23 protein-coding genes are annotated in these 19,796 nt (G+C 76.9%); 12 read left to right on the forward strand and 11 right to left on the reverse strand.

Translation table 11 applies throughout. The features are described from left to right. Window positions 1-174: 174 nt before the first annotated feature. Genes ACI8AR_RS23195 through egtE form a run of 5 tightly spaced genes read left to right on the forward strand, consistent with a single transcriptional unit; the run spans window position 175 to window position 4,210 of the window. Entirely contained in the window at window positions 175-990 is an 816-nt protein-coding gene (locus tag ACI8AR_RS23195) for a DUF4397 domain-containing protein (protein ID WP_457053090.1), read from the forward strand. A gap of 1 nt (window position 991) precedes the next feature. Next, window positions 992-1,627: a class F sortase gene (locus ACI8AR_RS23200; protein WP_457053091.1), complete on the forward strand. Its 636-nt coding sequence runs from the start codon at window positions 992-994 to the stop codon at window positions 1,625-1,627. Between the two features lie 50 nt (window positions 1,628-1,677). Then, on the forward strand, window positions 1,678-2,277 hold the full coding sequence (locus ACI8AR_RS23205; protein ID WP_456937973.1) for an RNA polymerase sigma factor: 600 nt from the start codon (window positions 1,678-1,680) through the stop codon (window positions 2,275-2,277). Continuing rightward, window positions 2,258-3,070: an anti-sigma factor gene (locus ACI8AR_RS23210; protein WP_457053092.1), complete on the forward strand. Its 813-nt coding sequence runs from the start codon at window positions 2,258-2,260 to the stop codon at window positions 3,068-3,070. Before ACI8AR_RS23205 ends, ACI8AR_RS23210 begins: the two co-directional genes overlap by 20 nt. A gap of 9 nt (window positions 3,071-3,079) precedes the next feature. Beyond that, on the forward strand, window positions 3,080-4,210 hold the full coding sequence (gene egtE, locus ACI8AR_RS23215) for an ergothioneine biosynthesis PLP-dependent enzyme EgtE (RefSeq protein WP_457053093.1): 1,131 nt from the start codon (window positions 3,080-3,082) through the stop codon (window positions 4,208-4,210). Here the strand turns inward: egtE and ACI8AR_RS23220 are convergent. Beyond that, window positions 4,207-5,652 (reverse strand): 8-oxoguanine deaminase, encoded by a 1,446-nt coding sequence (locus tag ACI8AR_RS23220; RefSeq protein WP_457053094.1) that lies wholly within the window; start codon window positions 5,650-5,652, stop codon window positions 4,207-4,209. The genes egtE and ACI8AR_RS23220 overlap by 4 nt on opposite strands. A 119-nt stretch (window positions 5,653-5,771) precedes the next feature. Between ACI8AR_RS23220 and ACI8AR_RS23225 the strand changes: the two genes are divergently transcribed. Genes ACI8AR_RS23225 through pucD form a run of 3 tightly spaced genes read left to right on the forward strand, consistent with a single transcriptional unit; the run spans window position 5,772 to window position 9,492 of the window. Next, the gene (locus ACI8AR_RS23225) at window positions 5,772-6,647 is read left to right on the forward strand and encodes an FAD binding domain-containing protein (RefSeq protein ID WP_457053095.1); all 876 of its coding nucleotides are present in this window, start codon (window positions 5,772-5,774) and stop codon (window positions 6,645-6,647) included. After that, window positions 6,638-7,126 carry a (2Fe-2S)-binding protein gene (locus ACI8AR_RS23230; protein WP_456937968.1) on the forward strand — a complete coding sequence of 163 codons (489 nt, stop codon included), beginning with the start codon at window positions 6,638-6,640 and terminating at the stop codon, window positions 7,124-7,126. The genes ACI8AR_RS23225 and ACI8AR_RS23230 overlap by 10 nt, the downstream gene beginning before the upstream one ends. After that, window positions 7,123-9,492 carry a xanthine dehydrogenase subunit D gene (gene pucD / locus ACI8AR_RS23235; protein WP_457053096.1) on the forward strand — a complete coding sequence of 790 codons (2,370 nt, stop codon included), beginning with the start codon at window positions 7,123-7,125 and terminating at the stop codon, window positions 9,490-9,492. Before ACI8AR_RS23230 ends, pucD begins: the two co-directional genes overlap by 4 nt. A 31-nt stretch (window positions 9,493-9,523) precedes the next feature. Here pucD and ACI8AR_RS23240 read toward each other — a convergent pair whose 3' ends face one another. Continuing rightward, the gene (locus tag ACI8AR_RS23240) at window positions 9,524-10,267 is read right to left on the reverse strand and encodes an SDR family NAD(P)-dependent oxidoreductase (RefSeq protein ID WP_457053097.1); all 744 of its coding nucleotides are present in this window, start codon (window positions 10,265-10,267) and stop codon (window positions 9,524-9,526) included. A gap of 48 nt (window positions 10,268-10,315) precedes the next feature. After that, window positions 10,316-11,311 (reverse strand): allantoicase, encoded by a 996-nt coding sequence (alc, locus tag ACI8AR_RS23245; RefSeq protein ID WP_457053098.1) that lies wholly within the window; start codon window positions 11,309-11,311, stop codon window positions 10,316-10,318. 86 nt (window positions 11,312-11,397) lie between these two features. Here alc and ACI8AR_RS23250 point away from each other — a divergent pair, with 86 nt between their 5' ends. Further along, window positions 11,398-11,559 (forward strand): hypothetical protein, encoded by a 162-nt coding sequence (locus tag ACI8AR_RS23250; RefSeq protein ID WP_457053099.1) that lies wholly within the window; start codon window positions 11,398-11,400, stop codon window positions 11,557-11,559. On the opposite strand, the gene allB is transcribed toward ACI8AR_RS23250, so the two are convergent. The 8 genes from allB to ACI8AR_RS23290 are packed head-to-tail and all read right to left on the reverse strand — an operon-like array spanning window position 11,560 to window position 18,390. Next, a complete protein-coding gene (gene allB, locus ACI8AR_RS23255) occupies window positions 11,560-12,888 on the reverse strand; it encodes an allantoinase AllB (protein ID WP_457053100.1) in 1,329 nt (442 codons plus the stop codon). Beyond that, window positions 12,885-13,568: an urease accessory protein UreD gene (locus ACI8AR_RS23260; RefSeq protein ID WP_457053101.1), complete on the reverse strand. Its 684-nt coding sequence runs from the start codon at window positions 13,566-13,568 to the stop codon at window positions 12,885-12,887. Before ACI8AR_RS23260 ends, allB begins: the two co-directional genes overlap by 4 nt. Beyond that, window positions 13,565-14,239 (reverse strand): urease accessory protein UreG, encoded by a 675-nt coding sequence (gene ureG, locus ACI8AR_RS23265; protein ID WP_457053102.1) that lies wholly within the window; start codon window positions 14,237-14,239, stop codon window positions 13,565-13,567. Before ureG ends, ACI8AR_RS23260 begins: the two co-directional genes overlap by 4 nt. Beyond that, window positions 14,229-14,879, reverse strand: a complete 651-nt coding sequence (locus tag ACI8AR_RS23270) for an urease accessory protein UreF (protein WP_457053103.1) — start codon at window positions 14,877-14,879, stop codon at window positions 14,229-14,231. Before ACI8AR_RS23270 ends, ureG begins: the two co-directional genes overlap by 11 nt. Next, entirely contained in the window at window positions 14,879-16,600 is a 1,722-nt protein-coding gene (locus ACI8AR_RS23275; RefSeq protein WP_457053104.1) for an urease subunit alpha, read from the reverse strand. Before ACI8AR_RS23275 ends, ACI8AR_RS23270 begins: the two co-directional genes overlap by 1 nt. Continuing rightward, window positions 16,600-16,902, reverse strand: a complete 303-nt coding sequence (locus tag ACI8AR_RS23280) for an urease subunit beta (RefSeq protein WP_457053105.1) — start codon at window positions 16,900-16,902, stop codon at window positions 16,600-16,602. Before ACI8AR_RS23280 ends, ACI8AR_RS23275 begins: the two co-directional genes overlap by 1 nt. Further along, window positions 16,899-17,201 carry an urease subunit gamma gene (locus ACI8AR_RS23285; protein WP_457053106.1) on the reverse strand — a complete coding sequence of 101 codons (303 nt, stop codon included), beginning with the start codon at window positions 17,199-17,201 and terminating at the stop codon, window positions 16,899-16,901. The genes ACI8AR_RS23280 and ACI8AR_RS23285 overlap by 4 nt, the downstream gene beginning before the upstream one ends. Before the next feature lie 58 nt (window positions 17,202-17,259). Next, window positions 17,260-18,390 carry an epoxide hydrolase family protein gene (locus ACI8AR_RS23290; protein ID WP_457053107.1) on the reverse strand — a complete coding sequence of 377 codons (1,131 nt, stop codon included), beginning with the start codon at window positions 18,388-18,390 and terminating at the stop codon, window positions 17,260-17,262. Between the two features lie 66 nt (window positions 18,391-18,456). Here ACI8AR_RS23290 and ACI8AR_RS23295 point away from each other — a divergent pair, with 66 nt between their 5' ends. The 3 genes from ACI8AR_RS23295 to ACI8AR_RS23305 form a co-directional block, all read left to right on the forward strand. After that, window positions 18,457-18,756, forward strand: a complete 300-nt coding sequence (locus tag ACI8AR_RS23295) for a GntR family transcriptional regulator (protein WP_457053108.1) — start codon at window positions 18,457-18,459, stop codon at window positions 18,754-18,756. Beyond that, complete coding sequence (locus ACI8AR_RS23300) at window positions 18,723-19,217, forward strand: ATP-binding cassette domain-containing protein (protein WP_457053109.1); 495 nt, start codon at window positions 18,723-18,725, stop codon at window positions 19,215-19,217. Before ACI8AR_RS23295 ends, ACI8AR_RS23300 begins: the two co-directional genes overlap by 34 nt. A gap of 67 nt (window positions 19,218-19,284) precedes the next feature. Continuing rightward, window positions 19,285-19,796, forward strand: a 512-nt coding sequence (locus ACI8AR_RS23305; protein WP_457053110.1) for a hypothetical protein, incomplete at its 3' end; no start/stop codon positions are given.

Consider the following 19,796-nt stretch of genomic DNA (forward strand, 5'->3'; position numbering starts at 1 on the left):
CCCCGGCCGGACCCGCCCCCACACCCCCCCCCCCCCCCCCCCCCCCCCCCCCCCCCCCCCCCCCCCCGCCCCCCCCCCCCCCCCCCCCCCCCCCCCCCCCCCCCGGGACCTGCATCCGGACCTGCGGGTGCGCCGGAAGAGGAGGTGTCAGCACCCCCGACCCCGGAGGACCCCGTGACCCGGACCCGCACCCTCGGCCTCGCCACCGTCGCCGGAGCCGGCGCGCTCGTCGCGCTGGGCGCCACGCCGGCCGCAGCGGCCGACACCGCCACCGTCTCCGTGCTGCACGCCGTCCCGGACACCCCGGTCGACGTGTACGCCAACGGCGAGCGGCTGATCGACGACTTCCAGCCCGGCACGCTCACCGACCCGCTGTCGCTGCCGGCCGGCTCCTACGACCTGGCGCTGTTCCCCGCCGACGCCGCCGACGGCTCGGGCACGCCGCTGCTCTCGGCGAACGGCGTCGCGGTGCCCGCCGGCGCGAACGCCACCGTGGTCGCGCACCTGACCGCGGAGGGCCAGCCGGCGCTCACCCCGTTCGTCAACGACACCTCCGCGGTCCCCGCGGGCCAGGGCCGCGTGGTGGTCCGGCACGTCGCGGCCGCCCCGGCGGTCGACGTCCGCGCCGGCGGCCAGGTGGTCGCGCCGGGCCTCGCCAACCCGGACGAGGCGTCGCTCGAGGTGCCGGCCGGCACGGTCGGCGCCGACGTCGTCCTGGCCGGGACCTCCACCGTCGCGCTCGGCCCGGCCGACCTCGCGGTGACCGAGGGCGCCACGACGGTGGTCTACGCGTGGGGCTCGCAGGACGCCGGCTTCGAGCTCGCCGTCCAGACGATCGGCGGCGGGCACTCGGCGCCGTCCGGGGTCCCCGGCGGGAGCGCCGGGCTGGCCGACGACGACGGCCTGCCGCTGCCGCTGCTCGGCCTGTCCGCCCTCGGCCTGGCAGGTGCCGGCGTGGCGGCCCGCCGGCTGGCCACCACCCGGGCCTGACGTGCGACCCGCCGCCGCCGGCGTGGCCCTGGGCCTGGCCCTCGCCGTGGGCGTGCCCACCGCGTGGGAGCTGACCCGGCCCCCGGCGGCGGCGGGCGCGCCGGTCGAGCAGGTGCTCGGCACACCGGCCGCTCCCCCTCCGGCGCCGGGGCCGGTCGTCCGCGACGCCGCCCCGGCGCCGGCACCCGCCGTCGTCCCGCCCGTCCGGCTGCAGGTGCCCGCGCTCGGCGTCGAGGCGCCGGTGGACCCGGCCGGGGTCGCCGCCGACGGGCGGATGGCGCTGCCGGACGACGTCGCCCGGGCCGGCTGGTACCGGTTCGGCCCGGCCCCCGGGGCGCCCGGCTCCGCGGTCCTCGCCGGCCACGTCGACGACGCCGAGCAGGGCCTGGGCGCGCTCGCCCCGCTGCGCTCGGCCGAGCCGGGGCAGGAGGTGCTCGTCACCGACGCCGCCGGCGCGACGACGCGGTGGCGGGTGGTCGCGCGGGACCTGCTGGACAAGCAGGCGCTGCCGGTGGACCTGCTCTTCACGCGCGAGGGGCCGCCGCGGCTGACGCTGGTCACCTGCGGCGGACCGTTCCTCCCCGACGTCGGCGGCTACCGCGACAACGTCGTCGTGGTGGCGGAGCCGATCCCGTGACCGGGCTCCTTGAGCCCCGGACCGGCCGGACGGGCCCTAGGGTCGGTGCGGTGAACACCCAGGCGGAGCCGTCGCCCTCGGGCGCGGCCGAGCCGGACGACGCCGAGGTCGCCCGGCGCTTCGCCGCGGGTGAGGAGCAGGCGCTGGCCTGGGCCTACGAGCGGTGGGCGGCGCAGGTGCACGGCATGGCGGTCCGCGCGTTCGGCCCCGGGCCCGACGCCGAGGACGTCACCCAGCAGACCTTCGTCTCCGCCTGGACCGGCCGGGCCGGCTACCGCGCCGACCAGGGCGCGCTGCCGGGCTGGCTGGTCGGCATCTGCCGCCACAAGATCGCCGACACGTGGGCGCGGCGGGACCGGCAGCGGCGCGCCGCCGAGGCAGCGCTGGCCGAGGCGCAGGCCGCGCCGCCCGGCGGACAGGCCCCGGTGGACAGCACGGTCGCCGACCGGGTGCTGCTGCTCGGCGAGCTGGACCGCCTGGGCCAGCCGCAGCGCGGCATCATCGAGCTCGCCTTCTTCGCCGACCTCACGCACGCGCAGATCGCCGAGCGCACCGGCCTGCCGCTGGGGACGGTCAAGAGCCACATCCGGCGCACCCTCGAGCGCCTGCGCGACCGGTTGGAGGTGGACGGTGCCGCACTGCACGCCTGAGGACCTCGCGCTGGCCGCGCTCGGCGAGCCGCTCCCCGACGTCGACGCCGCGCACCTGGCCGGCTGCGCGGCCTGCGGCGCCGAGGTGGCGCGGCTGCGCCGGGCCGTCGATGCGCTGGCCGTGCCGGAGCTCGCCGTGCCCGGCCCGCCGGTCGCGCCGCCGCCCTCGCTGTGGGCGGGGATCGCCGCGGCCACCGGCGTGGGCGTGGTGCCGCGCCCGGGCGTCGTCGCGGCGTCGGCGCCCCCGGCCGGCCCGGTGCCCGACGTCGTCCCGGTGGCGCCGCCGGTCCCCGGGGCCCCGCCGGTGCCCCAGGAGCCGGACGAACCCGACGCGCCCGTCGCGCCGGTCGTGCCGCTGCGGCCCCGCCGGTCGCGGCTGGCGCTCGCCGCCGCGGCGGCGCTGGTGGCCGGGCTGGCCATCGGCGCCGGGGCGGTCGCGCTCGGCGGCCGGGACGACGCCGGCGTGCCGGTCGCCGCGACCGTGCTCGACCCGCTGGAGGGCAGCGACGCCTCCGGCCGCGCCGAGGTGGTCGAGCGCGCCGACGGCACCCGGGTGCTGCAGGTGGAGCTCGCCGCCGGCGCGCCCGAGGATGGCTACTACGAGGCGTGGCTGCTCACCGAGTCGGTGTCCGGGCTGGTCCCGCTCGGCGTCGTCCGCGCCGGCACCGAGGAGTTCGAGCTGCCCGCGGGCCTGGACCTGGCCGAGTACCCGGTCGTCGACGTCTCGGTGGAGCCGCTCGACGGCGACCCGGCCCACTCCGGGGTCTCCATCGTCCGCGGGCAGCTGTCCTAGCGTCTGGGGGTGACCGCGCTCCACCTGCTGCTGCCCCACGACGACCTGGCCGACTCCTGGCGCACCGCCCGCCCCCGCCCGGCGGGGCGGCACCTGGACTCCGCGGCGTGCAGCCGGCAGAGCAACCGGGTGCTCGAGGCGGTCGCCCACCACGCCCGGCACGAGGCGGAGCTCGGCGGCTACGTGGCCGAGGCGACCGCCGGCGACCTGCTGCAGCAGGGCCGCAGCGTCATCGGCGGGCTGGTCGGCATGGCCGCCGCCGACGTCGTCTTCGTCGAGTCCGCGCAGGCCGCGCTGACCGCGCTGCTGGCCGCCTGGCGGCTGCCGGCCGGGACGCGGGTGGCCTGCACGCCCGGGGAGTACGCGCCGAACGCCGCCCTGCTGCGCGCCGCGGGGCTGGTGCTCGAGCCGATGGCCGTCGACGGCGACGGGCGGGTGGACGTCGCCGCGCTCGAGCGGTCGCTGACCGCCGGCCCGCCGCGGTTCGTGCACCTCACGCACGTGGCCAGCCACCGCGGCGTCGTCCAGCCGGCCGCCGAGGTCGCGGCGCTGTGCCGGGCGCACGGCGTGCCGCTGGTGCTGGACGCCGCCCAGTCGCTCGGGCACGTCGACGTCGACCTCGGCGCCGACGTCGTCTACTCGACCTCGCGCAAGTGGCTGGCCGGCCCGCGCGGGGTCGGCCTCCTGTGCGCGCGGCCGGCGGTCGCCGCGGAGCTGGTCCCCGCGCTGCCCGCCCCGGCCGACCTCCCGCCGCTGCGGGCGCTGGAGAGCGGCGAGGCGCACGTGGCCGGCCGGGTCGGGCTGGTGCTCGCCGTCGGGGAGCACCTGGCCGCGGGCCCGCACCGGGTGCACGAGCGGCTGGCCGCGCTGGGCCGGGCGGCGCGGCAGGTCCTCGACGGCGCCGGCGGCTGGGCCGTGGTGGAGCCGCTCGACGAGCCCACCGTGACCACCACGCTGCGCCCGCCGGACGGCGTCGACGTCGTCGCCACCCGGGCGCGGCTGCTCACCGAGCACGGCATCGTGACCACGGCGATCGAGCCCGGCCGCGCGCCGGCGGAGCTGACCGGCTGGGTGCTGCGGGTGTCGCCGCACGTCGACGGCACCCTCGACGACCTCGAGACCCTCGCCACGGCGCTCTAGCGGCCCCGCTGCAGGGGCCCGCCGCGAGCGTGCGAGCGGTGGGGGGCAGCGGGGTCCTTCTGCTGCACGCGCTCGCTCACCCGGCGGTGGACGGCGAGCTGCTCGTCGAGGCCCGGGTGGACCGGCACGCCGTCCTCCACCACGAACCGCCCGCCGACGACGACGTGCCGCGCGGCCACCGGCCCGCAGCGCAGCCACGCCTCCACCGGGTCGCTCAGCGCCCCCGCGAACGCCGGCCCGGTGAGCGGCCAGACGGCGAGGTCGCCGCACGCGCCCACCGACAGCTCGCCGATCTCGCCGGTGCGCCCGAGGCAGGCCGCGCCGCCGCGGGTGGCGATCTCCAGCGCGTCGCGGGCGCCGAAGGAGCCGGCGCCGTGCCGCAGCTTGCCCTGCAGCATCGCCGTCCGGGCCTCCAGCCACAGCGACGCCGCGTCCGCCGACGCCGAGCCGTCCACGCCCAGCCCCACCGGCGCCCCGGCCGCCCGCAGCTCGGCCACCGGCGACAGCCCGCTGCCCAGGACCATGTTCGACGACGGGCAGTGCGCCGCCCCGACCCGCGCGGCGCCGAGCCGGGTCACCTCGCCGGCCGAGGGCCACACGACGTGCGCCAGCCACACCCGGTCGGTCATCCAGCCGACGTCGGCCAGGTAGTCGACCGGGCGGCGGCCGAAGCGCTCCAGGCAGAACGCGTCCTCGTCCTGCGTCTCGGCGAGGTGGGTGTGCAGCCGGACGTCCAGCCGCTCGGCCAGCTCCGCCGTCCGCGTCATCAGCGACGTCGACACGCTGAACGGCGAGCACGGCGCCAGCGCGACGCGGGTCAGCGCGTGCGGGGAGCGGTCGTGGTGGGCGTCCACCAGGCGCTGCGACTCGGCGAGGATCTCGTCGTCGTCCTGGACGACGGAGTCCGGCGGCAGCCCGCCGTCCTTCACCGACAGCGACATCGACCCGCGGGTGAAGTGCGACCGCATCCCCAGGTCCCGCGCCGCGCGCACCTCGGCGCCGATCAGGTCGCCGCCGCCGCGCGGGTGCACGTAGAGGTGGTCGGTCGAGGTGGTGCAGCCGGCCAGCGCGAGCTCGGTGAGCCCGACGTAGGCCGACACGTACGCCGCCTCCTCGTCCAGCCGCGCCCACAGCGGGTAGAGCGTGACCAGCCACTCGAACAGGCCGCCGGTCAGCGCGGGGGCGAAGGACCGGGTGAGGTTCTGGTACAGGTGGTGGTGGGTGTTGACCAGCCCGGGCGTCACCAGGCAGCCGCGCGCGTCCACCGTGCGGGCCGCCGCCGGCCGCGGGTCCCCGGGCCCGCCGACGCCGCTCACCACCCCGCCGGTCACGGCGACCCAGCCGCCGGCGATCTCCCGCCGCCCGTCGTCGACGGTGGCCACCAGGTCGGCGTCGTGGACGAGCAGGTCGGCAGGGGGCACCAGGTCGGCGGTCGTCTCCACCCGCGGCATCCTGCCGACCGCGTGTGAACACGGCGAGTCGCCACGTGCCGTCGCGCAACCCGGCCGGAACGAACCGGGACTACCGTGGCCGTCCCCCGGGACACCGACGAGGAGTGGCGATGGAGTTCCTGCAGCCCACGACGTGGGCGGAGGCGCTGGAGGCGAGGGCCGCCCACCGCGACGCCGTGCCCATCGCCGGGGGCACCGACGTCATGGTCGCGATCAACTTCGGCCGGCTCCGCCCGTCGCTGCTGCTCGACCTCACCCGGGTCGCCGAACTGCAGGCCTGGGAGCCCGACGACGGCGCGGTGCGGCTGGGCGCCGGCGTCCCCTACGCCCGGGTGATCACCGAGCTCGGCGACCGGCTGCCCGGGCTGGCGATGGCCGCCCGCACCATCGGCTCGCCGCAGATCCGCAACCGCGGGACCGTCGGCGGCAACCTGGCCACCGCCTCCCCGGCCGGCGACGCGCACCCCGCGCTGCTGGCCGCCGGCGCCGAGGTCGAGGTGGCGTCGGTCCGCGGCACCCGCCGGATCCCGGTCGCCGAGTTCTACACCGGCGTCAAGCGCTCCGCGCTGGCCGACGACGAGCTGATCGCCGCCGTGCGGATCACCCCGCCCACCGGCCCGCAGCAGTACAGCAAGATCGGCACGCGCAACGCGATGGTCATCGCCGTCGCCGCGTTCGGGCTGGCGCTGCACCCCGACCGCCGCGCCGTCGGCACCGGCATCGGGTCGGCCGCCCCCACCCCGCGCCGCGCCCCCGCCGCCGAGGAGTTCCTCGCCGGGGAGCTCGACGGGCTGTGGGAGTCCCGGGCCGAGCTGCCGCCGGCCACCGCCGCCCGGTTCGGTGAGCTGGTGGCCGGGGCGGCGGCGCCCATCGACGACGTCCGCGGCACCGCCCGCTACCGCGTCCACGCACTCTCGGTCATGGCCCGGCGCACGCTGACCTGGGCCTGGGCCGACTACCGGAAGGGGGACCCGACGTGCGCCTGACCTGCACCGTCAACGGCACCGAGCAGCAGGTGGACGACGTGTGGGAGGGCGAGAGCCTGCTGTACGTCCTGCGCGAGCGGATGGGGCTGCCCGGCTCGAAGAACGCCTGCGAGCAGGGCGAGTGCGGCTCGTGCACCGTCTACCTCGACGGGCTGCCGGTGTGCGCCTGCCTGGTCGCCGCCGGGCAGGCGCAGGGCCGCGAGGTCGGCACCGTCGAGGGGCTCGCCCCCGCCGGCGGGCTGCACCCGGTCCAGGAGGCGTTCCTCGAGGCCGGCGCCGTCCAGTGCGGCTTCTGCACGCCCGGGCTGCTGGTGGCCACCGACGACCTGGTCCGCCGCGCGCGGGACGAGGGCCGCACGCCCGCCGACGCCGAGATCCGCGAGGCGCTGGCCGGGAACCTCTGCCGCTGCACCGGCTACGAGAAGATCCTGGACGCCGTCCGGCTCGCGGCCGACCGCATGGCAGGTGACGCGCGATGAGCACCCCCACCCGCGCCCCGAGCGGCGCCCCCTCGCACCTGACCGGCCCCGGCGGCGGGGTCGGCACCGACGCGCAGCGCCCCGACGGCGTCCTCAAGGTCCGCGGCGAGTTCGCCTACGGCAGCGACCTGTGGACCGACGACATGCTGTGGGGCGTCACGCTGCGCAGCCCGCACCCCTACGCCCGCATCCGCGCGATCGACGTCGGCCCGGCGCTGGCCGTCCCCGGCGTGCACGCCGTCCTGACCTCCGACGACGTCCCCGGCGAGAAGGTCTACGGCCTCGAGCTCGCCGACCAGCCGGTGCTCGCCCTCGACGTCGTCCGCTACCAGGGCGAGCCGGTGGCGCTGGTCGCCGCCGACCACCCCGACACCGCGCGCCGGGCCGCGGCGCGGATCGTCGTCGACTACGACGTCTGGGAGCCGGTCACCGACGCGCGGCGGGCGCTGGGCCACCCCACGTGGAACCAGGTGCACGACGCGCCGGCCGAGGTCACCGAGCTCAGCCGGGAGGGCGCCCACCTGCACCCGCACGGCAACCTGGTGCGCCACCTCAAGGTGCGCAGGGGCGATCCGGCGCCCACCGCGGACGTCGTCGTGGTCGGCGAGTACGAGGTCGGCATGCAGGACCAGGCCTTCCTCGGCCCGGAGTCCGGGCTGGCGGTCCCGGGCGAGGACGGCGGCGTCGACCTGTACGTGGCCACCCAGTGGCTGCACGTGGACCAGCGGCAGGTCTGCGCGGCGCTGGGCATGCCGCCCGAGAAGGTGCGGCTGACCCTCGCCGGCGTCGGCGGCGCGTTCGGCGGCCGCGAGGACCTGTCCATGCACGTGCACGCCTGCCTGCTCGCGCTGCACACCGGCCGGCCGGTGAAGATGTCCTACAACCGCGAGGAGTCCTTCTTCGGGCACGTGCACCGCCACCCGGCGACGATGCGCTACGAGCACGGCGCCACCCACGACGGCGACCTGGTCTACGTGAAGGCGGAGATCTACTTCGACGGCGGCGCCTACGCCTCCAGCACGCCGGCGGTCGTGGGCAACGGCGGCACGATGGGCATCGGCCCCTACGTCGTCCCGAACGTGCACGTCGACTGCTACGGCGCGTACACCAACAACCCGCCGTGCGGCGCCATGCGCGGGTTCGGGTCGGTGCAGACCGCCTTCGCCTACGAGGCGCAGATGGACGCCCTCGCCGCCGAGCTCGGCATGGACCCGGTCGAGCTGCGCTGCCGCAACGCGATGGAGCAGGGCTCGGAGACGCCCACCGGCCAGGTCGTCGACAGCCCCGCGCCGGTCGCAGAGCTGCTGCGCCGGCTGGAGGCGATGCCGCTGCCGCCGGCGCCCGCCACCGGCGACGACGTCGACCTGCGGCACATGCCCGGCGGGGTCTCCAACACCACCCACGGCGAGGGCGTGCGCCGCGGCGTCGGGTACGCCGTCGCCTACAAGAACGTGGCCTTCTCCGAGGGCTTCGACGACTACTCGACCGCGCGGGTGCGGCTGGAGGTGCTCGGCGGCGAGGCGGTCGCGACCGTGCACACCGCGGCCGCCGAGGTCGGCCAGGGCCTGGTCACCGTCGAGCAGCAGATCGCCCGCACCGAGCTCGGCGTGGACGCCGTCGTGCTCCACCCGAAGGACACCGGCGTCGGGTCGGCCGGGTCCAGCTCGGCGTCCCGGCAGACCTACGTCACCGGCGGCGCGGTGAAGGCCGCGTGCGAGGCGGTCCGCGGCCGGGTGCTGGAGCTCGCGCGGTCCGCCCTCGGCCGGCCGGTGGCCGACCTGCGGCTGGACGGCGGGAAGGTGGTGTCCGACCTCGAGGGCGTGGCGCTGCCGCTGGCCGACGTGCTCGGCGACGCGGCGGTCGAGGAGACCGTCGAGTGGCGGCACCGGCCCACCGAGGCGATCGACCCGGAGACCGGCCAGGGCTTCGCGCACGTGCAGTACGCCTTCTCCGCGCACCGGGCCGTGGTCGACGTCGACACCGAGCTCGGGCTGGTGAAGGTCGTGGAGATGGCCTGCACGCAGGACGTCGGCAAGGCGATCAACCCGCAGGCCGTCGTCGGGCAGATCCAGGGCGGCACGGCGCAGGGGCTCGGGCTCGCGGTGATGGAGGAGATCCTGGTCCGCGACGGCCGGGTGCAGAACCCGTCGTTCACCGACTACCTCATCCCGACCGTGCTGGACATGCCGCCGATGCGCATCGAGGTGCTGGAGTACGCCGACCCGCACGCGCCCTACGGCCTGCGCGGCGTCGGCGAGGCACCGAACATCTCCTCCGGGCCCGCGGTGCTCGCCGCGATCCGCCAGGCGACCGGCCTGCCGCTGACCCGCGTCCCCGTCCGCCCCGAGCACGTCACCGGGACGTGACCCCGCGGCAGGAATGGCCATTTCTGCCGCCCTACGCGGTGCCCCCGGCGAGGCGGTCCATCGCGGCCAGCACGCGGTCCTGCAGGGCCGGGTCCTCGAGGGCGCGGGGCGTGCGCGCCGGGCGGCGGCCGGCGGTGTAGCCGCCGGGCCAGTCGCCGGCCGCGGCGTGCGCCACCCGCGCGCCGCCGTCCTCGACGTCCCCGGGCGCGCCCGGGGAGGCCAGCTTGGTGCGCACCCAGCCCGGGTCGACCGCGCCCACCCGCAGGTGCGGCAGGCGGCGGGCCCAGCCCAGGGCCAGGACGACGTCGAGTGCCTTGGAGTCTGCGTAGGCGCGCGCCGGCTCGCGCGCGCCGCCGAGGTCGCCGGGGTCGACGCGGCCCGAGCCGACCATGCCGCTGCCGAGGAAGACCAGCCGCCCGCGCACCCGCTCGTGCGCCAGGGCGGTGAGCAGGTGCGGGGCCAGCGCGTTGACGGCGAACGCGAGCTCGTGGCCCTGCGCGCTCGCCGGCGCCCCGTCCGGCGGCCAGACGCCGGCGTTGTGCACCAGCGCGTCCACCTCCCCGAGCTGCCCGTCGAGCGCGCGGACCTGCTCCAGGTCGGCCAGGTCGCCGGTGACCAGCCGGACGTCCCCGAGCCGGCCGAGCTCCTCGGCGACCGGGGCGCCGCGGGCCTCGCTGCGCGCGTGCAGGACGACGGTGTGCCCGCCGCCCAGCAGCCGCCGTGCGGCCGCCCGGCCGATGCCGTCGGTGGAGCCGGTGATCGCGATCGTCGCCACGGACCGGCCCTACCCGTCGTCGGCGGCAGAAATGGCCATTTCTGCCGCTCAGCCCATGGCGGTCGCCTCCCACCGCCGCTGCAGGGCGGCGCGGCCGGCGTCGGTGGGGCGGCCCCAGAGCCGCAGGCGGGCCATGCCGCCGTCGGGGAAGACGTCCATCCGCACCGCGGTCACCGCGGCGTCGCCGGGCAGGACGAACCGGTGCCGCGTGTCGGGCTGCAGCGGCGTGCGGGGCAGCAGCTCGACCTCGACGCCGTCCGCCGTCCGGCCGGTCAGCGACGCCGCCCCGGGCGCGTTGCCGAGGAACCACGAGGTGTCGAGCTCGGCGAGGGTCACCGTGCCCTCGCAGGCCAGCGCCACCTCGACCCAGTCGTTGCCGTCGTCGCGGCGGCGGGCGTTCTCCCAGCCCTCGCCCATCGAGCGGGCCTCGCCGCAGCCGATGAGCTGGTGCGGGCTGCCGTAGAAGGCGTTGCTCACCCCGGTGACCCGCCCGCCGTTCTCCAGCGCGGCCAGGTCGCACGGGCCGGCGTCGAGCAGCCGCGGGTCGGGCACGACCTCGCCGTGCACCCGCAGCCGCGCCACGCCGCCGTCGGGGTGGATGGACAGCCGCACGTGCGTCACCCGCGGCCCCGGGTCGACGGCGAAGCGGTTCGCGGTGCCCCCGGCCAGGTCCGACAGCGGCAGCAGGGGCACCCAGTCGGCGCCGGCCAGCGCGGACGCGGGCGGGTGACCCTCGACGGACGCGCCCTCCAGCGAGGCCCGCGGCGGGTAGTTGCCGAGGAAGAACGCGGTGTCGACGACGACGGCGTGCACCACGCCCGGCATGCCGAGCCGCACGACCGCCCAGTCGTGCCCGGGCTCCCGGCGCCGGCGGGTCTCCCAGCCGTCGTACTCCTTGCCGCGGGCGCCGAAGTCGTCACGCGCCCGCGCCGGCCCGGGCAGGACCAGGTTCTCCTTGCCGGCGAAGAACTCGTCGTTGGCGGCCACCACGGCGCCGCCCTGCGTGCGGACGGCGAGGTCGGGCAGGTCGAACGGGTCGCTCATGGGTCTCCTCGTCGGCGGCGGTCGCGGGTCACTGTGGCACGGGCGGGGTAGAGGGCCGGGGTCCGCGAGAGATCCGAGGAGGACCCGTGTCCGAACCCACCGACGACCTGCGCGAGCGCGCCCGCGAGCACGTCGAGCAGATGCCCGCCGAGACCGCGCTGGGCAACGCCGACCCCGCCGGCGGCTCCACCGACGACCCGCAGATCATGGACGACGCCGCCCGGGAAGAAGGCGAACAGCAGTCGTGATCAGCGGTCCCCTCGGCCCAGCAGCCGGCCGAGGGGGCTGCCGTCGGCCTCCCGCCCGCGCAGCCAGGTCCGCCGGACGACGCCGGTGAACTCGCGCCCCGCGTAGGGCGTGACCGGGTTGCGGTGCTCGAGCCGGCCCACGGTGAACCGCTCGTCGGGCGCGAAGGCCACCAGGTCCGCGTCCCTCCCGACGGCGATCGCACCCTTGCCCGGCAGCCCGGCCAGCCGCGCCGGCGCCGCCGCCATCCACTCGACCACCCACGTCAGCGGCACCCCGCGGGCCCGCGCGCCGGTCCACACCGCCGGCAGCGCCACCTGCAGCCCCGCGATGCCGCCCCACGCCAGCCCGAAGTCGCCGACGTCGAGCCGCTTGAGCTCCGGCGTGCACGGCGAGTGGTCGCTCACCACCATGTCGATCACAGGTGGGTCGACGTCGCCGGCCGTGAGCGCCCCCCACAGCGCCTCCCGGTGCGCCGCCTCGCGGATCGGGGGGCAGCACTTGTACGCGGTGTCGCCGTCGGGCACGTCCTCGGCGGCGAAGGTCAGGTAGTGCGGGCAGGTCTCCACGGTGACCCGCACGCCGGACGCCCGGGCGGCGCGCAGCAGCGGCAGCGCGTCGCCGTCGGCCAGGTGGACGACGTGGCTGCGCGCGCCGGTGTCCCGGGTGGCCGCGACCAGCCGCCCGATCGCGGTCTCCTCGGCCGCGGGCGGGCGGGAGGCGAGGAACGCCGCGTAGCTGGCCCCGGCGGGCTCGGGCGCCGCCTCGATCACCTGCTCGTCCTCGGCGTGCGCGATCAGCAGCCCGTCGAACGACGCCAGCTCGGCCAGCGCGGCGCGCAGCCCGGCGTCGTCCAGGGGCGGGAACTCCGGGACGCCGGAGTCGAGCAGGAAGCACTTGAACCCGACGACGCCGGCCTCGTGCATCGGCCGCAGCTCCGCGAGGTTGCCGGGCACCGCGCCGCCCCAGAACGCCACGTCGACGGCGACCCGCCCGGCCGCGACCTCCCGCTTGAGGCGCAGCGCCTCGAGCGTGGTGGTCGCCGGCACGGAGTTCAGCGGCATGTCCACGATCGTGGTGATGCCGCCGGCGGCCGCGGCGCGGGTGGCGGTGGCGAAGCCCTCCCACTCGGTGCGGCCGGGCTCGTTGACGTGCACGTGGCTGTCGACCAGGCCGGGCAGCAGCACCTCGTCGTCGGTGAGGGTGACCGCGCCGGCCGGGGCGTCGTCGAAGCCGGTGACCGCGGTGACCACACCGCCCTCGGTGTGCACCGCGGCGGCGCGCTCGCCGCCCGGCAGCACCACCCGCCGCGCCCGGACGACGAGGCTCACGCCACCGCCTCCACCGCGCGCACCACGGTGTGCAGCTCGGTCCCCCAGGCGGTGGCCAGCCACCCGTTCTCCAGCGGCAGGCGGACGGCGTCCTCGGCGGTCAGCACCCCGGCAGCCTGCCCCACGTGCACCGTGGAGGCGTAGGCGCGCGGCGCGACCGGCGGCAGCCAGGCCGGCGCCCCCGGCCCCAGGCCGACGGTCGTGTGCACCAGCGGCCGCCCGTCGACGACCACCCGCGTGGTGCCGGTCCACCGGCCGGGTTCCTCCCCGGTGCGGCCGAGCAGCACCTGCTCGGTGGCGGTCAGGACGGCGCCCGGCGCGAGCGTCGCCGTCAGCCCGGCCCGGTGGTGCGCGCCCCGGGCGACGACGGTCGGCTCCATCCGCAGGTCGAGTTCCCCGGCCACCTCGGCGACGACGTGCTGCGCCGAGGGCCGGTCGCCGTCGCGGGCGGGCAGCGCGACGGCCGCGGCCACCGAGCGCACCGCCAGCGCGGCGCCCTCCTCGACCACCAGCCGGATCTCGGCGTCGTCGCCGCCGAGCGGGCCGAACGCCGTCGCCACGAGGTGGACGGCGGACGGACCGGTCCGGCGCACCGCCAGCTGCCCGCTCGCGCGGACCACCGGCAGCACGGTGCGCCCGCCGGGCCCCCGCCGCGCGACGACCTCGACCCGCGTCCTCACGCCTGCTGCAGCCGGCGGGCCCGCACCTGCGCGCGCACCCACTCGGCCACCTCGGTGGCGGCCGGGTCCTCGCGCAGCGAGATGAGCAGCGTCGGCTTGTCCCCGCGCACCACCGCGGAGTCGCGCCGCATGACGTCGAGGTCGGCGCCCACCAGCGGCGCGAGGTCGGTCTTGTTCACCACCAGCAGGTCGCTCGCGGTGACCCCGGGCCCGCCCTTGCGCGGCACCTTGTCCCCGCCGGCGACGTCGACGACGAACACCTGCACGTCGACCAGCCCGTAGCTGAAGCTCGCCGTCAGGTTGTCCCCGCCGGACTCGACGAACACCAGCTCCAGGGCGGGGTGGCGCGCCTCGAGCAGCTCGACGGCGTCGAGGTTGGCGGTGATGTCGTCGCGGATGGCGGTGTGCGGGCAGCAGCCGGTCTGCACCGCCTCGATCCGGTCGTCGGGGAGGACGGCGTTGCGGCGCAGGAAGTCCGCGTCCTCGGTCGTGTAGATGTCGTTGGTGACGACGGCCAGGTCGTACTCGGCACCCAGCGTGCGGCACAGCGCCGCGGCCAGCGCGGTCTTCCCCGAGCCGACCGGGCCGCCGAGCCCGACGCGCAGCGGCCCGCCGTGCCGGTGCGGGACCTCCGCGTCGACGTAGTCCTGGAGGTCGTGGTCAGGAGGCAAAGAAGCGGTCCCCTCTCGTGGCGTGCACCTCGGCCAGCAGGTCGAGGAGCGGGTCGGCATCGGCGGGCAGGTGGCAGAAATGGCCATTTCTGCCACTCTCCCCGGCGGTGGTGGCGACGGCGTCGACCTCGGGGGCCAGCCGGGCGGTGACGGCGGCGACGGTGAGCGGGTCCATGGCGAGCAGCCGCTGGGCCGCCGTCGCCGGGCCGCTGACCGACAGGTACGCGGCGGCCGCGGCGGCGTCCCGGGCGGTGAGCCCGCCCGCGGCCGCGGCGACCCCGAGCGCGACCGGGTGGTGCGGCGCGGCCGGCAGCGCGTCCCACACCGGCGACGGCCAGGCGCGGCGGCCGACCCGCACCAGCCCGCGGCCCTGCTGCCGGGAGGCCGCCCGCAGCGCCGGCGACGGCGTCCGCGCGTCGGCCTCGGCGTCGAGGACCGCGAGGTCCCCGGCCCGGCACGCCGCGGACGCCAGGCCGGCCGCCACGGCACCCGCCGTCGCCAGCCGGCGCAGCAGGAAGGCCGCCAGCGACGCCGGGTCGTGCACCAGCCCGGCCGCGACCGCCTGCTCCACCCCGCCGGAGTGCGTGTGCCCGCCGGCGGGGAGCCGCGAGTCCGCCAGCGTCAGCAGCGCCGCCGTCATCAGAAGAGGAAGTACCGCTGCGCCATCGGCAGCTCGCGCACCGGCTCGGGCTCCCACACCTCGCCGTCGACGGTCACCGTGAAGGTGTCCGGGTCGACGCGGATCTCCGGCAGCGCGGTGTTCTCCGGCATGTCGGCCTTGGTGAGCCGGGTGGTGTCGGTGACCGCGGCCAGCCGCCGGTCGACCGCCAGCCGGTCCCCCAGCCCCGCCTCGAACGCGGCCGGCGCGACGAAGTGCAGCGACGTCCGCGCGGGGACGCGGCCGTAGGCGCCGAACATCGGCCGGGGCAGCTGCGGCTGCGGCGTCGGGATGGAGGCGTTGGCGTCGCCCATCTGCGCCCAGGCGATGACCCCGCCCTTGAGCACCGCGTGCGGGCGGACGCCGAAGAAGCGTGGGTCCCACAGCACCAGGTCGGCGAGCTTGCCCGGCTCGACCGAGCCCACCTCGCCGTCGATGCCGTGCGCCACCGCGGGGCAGATCGTGTACTTCGCGACGTACCGGCGGGCCCGCAGGTTGTCCGCGGCGCCGTCACCGGCCAGCGAGCCGCGCTTGCGCTTCATCACGTGCGCGGTCTGCCAGGTGCGCAGGACCACCTCGCCCACGCGGCCCATCGCCTGCGCGTCGGAGCCGATCATCGAGATGGCGCCGAGGTCGTGCAGCAGGTCCTCGGCGGCGATCGTCGTCGGCCGGATCCGGCTCTCGGCGAAGGCGAGGTCCTCCGGCACGGAGGAGTCCAGGTGGTGGCAGACCACGAGCATGTCGAGGTGCTCGTCGAGGGTGTTCACCGTGTGCGGCCGGGTCGGGTTGGTGCTGCTCGGCAGCACGTTCGGGTGCCCGGCCACGGTGATGATGTCCGGCGCGTGACCGCCCCCGGCCCCCTCGGTGTGGTACGCGTGGATCGACCGGCCGGCGATCGCGGCGAGGGTGTCCTCGACGAACCCGGCCTCGTTGAGCGTGTCCGAGTGCAGCGCCACCGGGACGCCGTGCCGGCCGGCGACGGTGAGGCAGGCGTCGATCGCCGCGGGCGTCGAGCCCCAGTCCTCGTGCAGCTTGAAGCCGCTCGCCCCACCGCGGAGCTGCTCCTCCATCGACTCCTGCGAGACGGTGTTGCCCTTGCCCAGCAGCGCGACGTTCACCGGCCACGGGTCCATCGCCTCGAGCATCCGGGCCAGGTACCAGTCGCCCGGGGTGATCGTGGTGGCCTTCGAGCCCTCCGCCGGGCCGGTGCCGCCCCCGATGAGCGTCGTGACGCCCGAGCCCAGCGCCGTCGGGACGACCTGCGGGCAGATGAAGTGGACGTGGCAGTCGATGCCGCCGGCGGTGAGGATCCGCCCGTTGCCGGCCATCACCTCGGTGCCGGGGCCGATCACCAGGTCCGGGTGGACGCCGTCCATCGTGTCGGGGTTGCCGGCCTTGCCCAGCGCGACGATGCGCCCGTCACGGACGCCGACGTCGGCCTTGACGACCCCCCAGTGGTCCAGCACGACGGCACCGGTGATGACCAGGTCGGGTGCGCCCTCGGCGCGGGTGGCGCGGCCCTGGCCCATCGACTCGCGGATCACCTTGCCGCCGCCGAACACCGCCTCCTCGCCGGCCCGGCCCGGCCCGCCGCAGCGGTCCTCCTCGACCTCGACGATCAGGTCGGTGTCGGCCAGCCGGATCCGGTCGCCGGTGGTCGGCCCGTACAGCTGGGCGTAGCGCTCGCGGGACAGCTGCACCATCAGCCGAGCCCTCCCTCTCGGGTCAGGCCGGGGACGACGCGCGCGCCGGCCAGCGGCACCAGCGTCACGGTGCGGGTGATGCCGGGCTCGAAGCGGACGGCGGTGCCGGCGGCGACGTCGAGCCGGTGGCCGTGCGCGGCGGCCCGGTCGAACCGCAGCACCCGGTTGGTCTGCGCGAAGTGGTAGTGCGAGCCCACCTGCACCGGCCGGTCGCCGGTGTTGGTCACCTCGAGCTCGATCCGCGGGGCGCCGGGCAGCGTCTCGATCGTCCCCTCCGCGGGGACCACCTCGCCGGGGGTCACGGGATCGGCTGGTGGACGGTCACGAGCTTGGTCCCGTCCGGGAAGGTGGCCTCCACCTGCACCTCCTCCAGCAGCTCGGGGACGCCGTCCATGACGTCGTCGCGGGTGAGGACCGTGCGGCCCGACTGCACGAGCTCGGCGACCAGGACGCCGTCGCGGGCGCCCTCCAGCACGTGGTCGGTGACGACCGCCGTCGCCTCCGGGAGGTTCAGCCGCAGCCCCCGCGCGCGCCGTCGGCGGGCGAGGTCGGCGGCGTAGGAGAGCAGCAGGCGCTCCTGCTCGTGCGGGGAGAGGTGCACGCGGGGTCCTCCGGGGTCGGCGGAGCCCGGACGCTAGTTGCCCCGTGTGTCGCGGCGGTTACCTGAGCGGGCGGAAGAACTCCCGGACGTCGGCCACCAGCTCCGCCGGGCGCTCCATCGCCGCGAAGTGCCCGCCGCTGGCGTGCTCGCGCCACGCCCGCAGGTCGGTCAGCTGCCGCTCCGCCCACGCCCGGGGCGGCACGAAGATCTCCCCGGGGAACATCGACACGCCGCTGGGGACGTCGACCCGCGGCGTCCGCTCCCCCGGCGCCCGGGCCATCTCCCAGTACATCCGCGCCGACGACGTCGCCGTGCCGGTGAACCAGTAGACCGAGACGTCGTCGAGCAGTCGGTCGACGCCGAGTGCGCCGACCGGGTCGCCGCCGGTGTCGGTCCAGGCGTGGAACTTCTCGAGGATCCACGCGCACTGGCCGGCCGGGGAGTCGGTGAGGCCGTAGCCGAGCGTCTGGGGCCGGGTGCGGTGCTGGTGGCTGTAGGCCGAGCCGTCGTCGCGGAAGGCCCGCATGCGGTCCAGCGCCCGCTGCTCGCGCTCGTCGAGGTCCGTCCGCCCCTCCGGCGGGACGGTCACCACCATGTTCAGGTGCACGCCGACCACCCGGTCGGGGTGCCGCGCCCCCAGGTTGGCCGACACGAAGGACCCGATGTCCCCGCCCTGGGCGCCGAAGCGCTCGTACCCGAGCCGGCGCATCAGCTCCGCCCAGGCGTCGGCGGTCCGCGCCGGCCCCCAGCCGGGTGCCGTCGGCTTCCCGCTCCACCCGTAGCCCGGCAGCGACGGGACGACGACGGTGAAGGCGTCGCGCGGGTCCTCGGGGTCGGTGAGCGGGCCGATCACCTCGAGGAACTCGACGACCGAGCCGGGCCACCCGTGGGTGAGGACCAGCGGCAGCGCGTCCGGGTGCGGCGAGCGGACGTGCAGGGCGTGCACCGGCAGCCCGTCGATCTCCGTGACCACCTGCGGGAACGCGTTGATCCGCGCCTGCCGGGCCGGCCAGTCGTACTCCTCGGCCCAGTACCGGCAGACCTCCTGCAGCACGTCCACCGGGACGCCCTGCGCCCATCCGTCCGCCGTCGGCGGGTCCGGCCAGCGGGTGGCCCGGAGCCGGCGGCGCAGGTCCGCCACCGCGTCCGGCGGCACGTCGACCCTGAAGGGCCTGACGACGTCGTCCACGGGCGCGACCGTAGCCGGGGTTGACGCCGCGGACGAGCCGGTCCCTGGCAGCGGCCGGCGCCTCCGGTGAACGAGGACGCCGACCCGATCTCCCGGCAGGTCGCCGCGCAGATCGGGAACGCGGTCGTCGACGGCTCCCTCGCCGAGGAGAGCCAGGCCCCCTCGTCCGACGAGCTCAGCGCCTTCCACCGCATCAACCCCGCCACCGCGGCCAAGGGCCTGGACCAGCTGGTGGCCGACGGGGTCCTCTACGAGAGACGAGGAGTCGGGATGTTCGTCGCCACGGGCGCCCGCGAGCTGGCCACCATGATCGACCGCTGGGAGGACGAGCGATGGGCGACGCCGCCGCCACGCTCAGCGACGTGACGATGCGGTACCGGGAGCACACCGCGCTCGACGGCGTCACCACCGGCTTCGCCACCGACGGCATCACCGGCCTGCTCGGCCGCAACGGCGCCGGCAAGACCGCGCTCGTGCAGCTGCTCACCGGGCACCGCGTGCCCACCCGCGGCAGCGTGCGGGTGCTGGGTGCCGACCCCCACGAGGACGACGCCGTCCTGCAGCAGGTCTGCTTCCTCGAGGAGAGCCAGCGCTACCCGGACGACTTCCGGGTGCGCGACGCCCTGAGCGCGGCCGCCTCCCTCTTCCCGACCTGGGACGAGGACCCGGCGCGGTCGTTGGTGGCCGCCTTCGGCCTGCCGCCCCGCCGGCTGGTCGAGAAGCTCTCCCGCGGCATGGTCTCCGCCGTCGGCATCACCATCGACCTGGCCCCGCGGGCGCCGCTCACCCTGTTCGACGAGCGCTGCTGCCCTTCGCCATGGGGATGAGCCTCCGCAGGCGCACCTTCTACCGGGCACCGCCCTCGTCGCGGTCGTCTCCGCCCTCGCGTACGGCGTGGTCCTCGCGGCCCTGGTCGCCATCGAGGACGCCACCGGCGGCTGGGGCATCCGGCTGAGCTTCAGGGCGCCCGGCGAACTCGACGTCGACAACTGGGCGCTGCAGGTCGTCGTCTCCAGTGCACCGATGCTCGCCGCCGACTTCCTCGGCGTCGTGATGAAGCGGTGGGGGCAGCTCGGACTGTGGAGCCTGGTGGTCGGCGGGATCCTGCTCTTCGGCGGGCTAGCCATCCTCGTCTCGTGGCAGCACGCCTGGGGCGACGTCGGCACCTGGCTGACCGAGCAGTCGATGCTGGCCCTGGCGGTCCTCGTGCCGGCGGCCCTCGAGGTGATCGCCATGGCGCTGTCGTTAGCGGGCCTCCGCCGCATCGTCCCCTGGGGTCGGGCGGCCTCCGACGAACGCACACGGCCCCGGTTTCGTCAGGACGGAAGTGCCGACGGTGTCGCCACGTCGGCACCCGATCCTTGTTCGGGAATGCAGAAGGGCCCCGCCACCGGGATCGGTGGCGG

Source organism: Geodermatophilus sp. SYSU D01036 (assembly GCF_054050435.1).

Excerpts from the sequence above, each read along its gene's own strand:
- ACI8AR_RS23225 (WP_457053095.1), top strand. The coding sequence starts at position 5,772 with ATGGAGTTCCTGCAGCCCACGACGTGGGCGGAGGCGCTGGAGGCGAGG.
- pucD (WP_457053096.1), top strand. The coding sequence starts at position 7,123 with ATGAGCACCCCCACCCGCGCCCCGAGCGGCGCCCCCTCGCACCTGACC.
- alc (WP_457053098.1), bottom strand. The coding sequence starts at position 11,311 with ATGAGCGACCCGTTCGACCTGCCCGACCTCGCCGTCCGCACGCAGGGC.
- ACI8AR_RS23270 (WP_457053103.1), bottom strand. The coding sequence starts at position 14,879 with ATGACGGCGGCGCTGCTGACGCTGGCGGACTCGCGGCTCCCCGCCGGC.
- ACI8AR_RS23275 (WP_457053104.1), bottom strand. The coding sequence starts at position 16,600 with ATGGTGCAGCTGTCCCGCGAGCGCTACGCCCAGCTGTACGGGCCGACC.
- ACI8AR_RS23300 (WP_457053109.1), top strand. The coding sequence starts at position 18,723 with ATGGGCGACGCCGCCGCCACGCTCAGCGACGTGACGATGCGGTACCGG.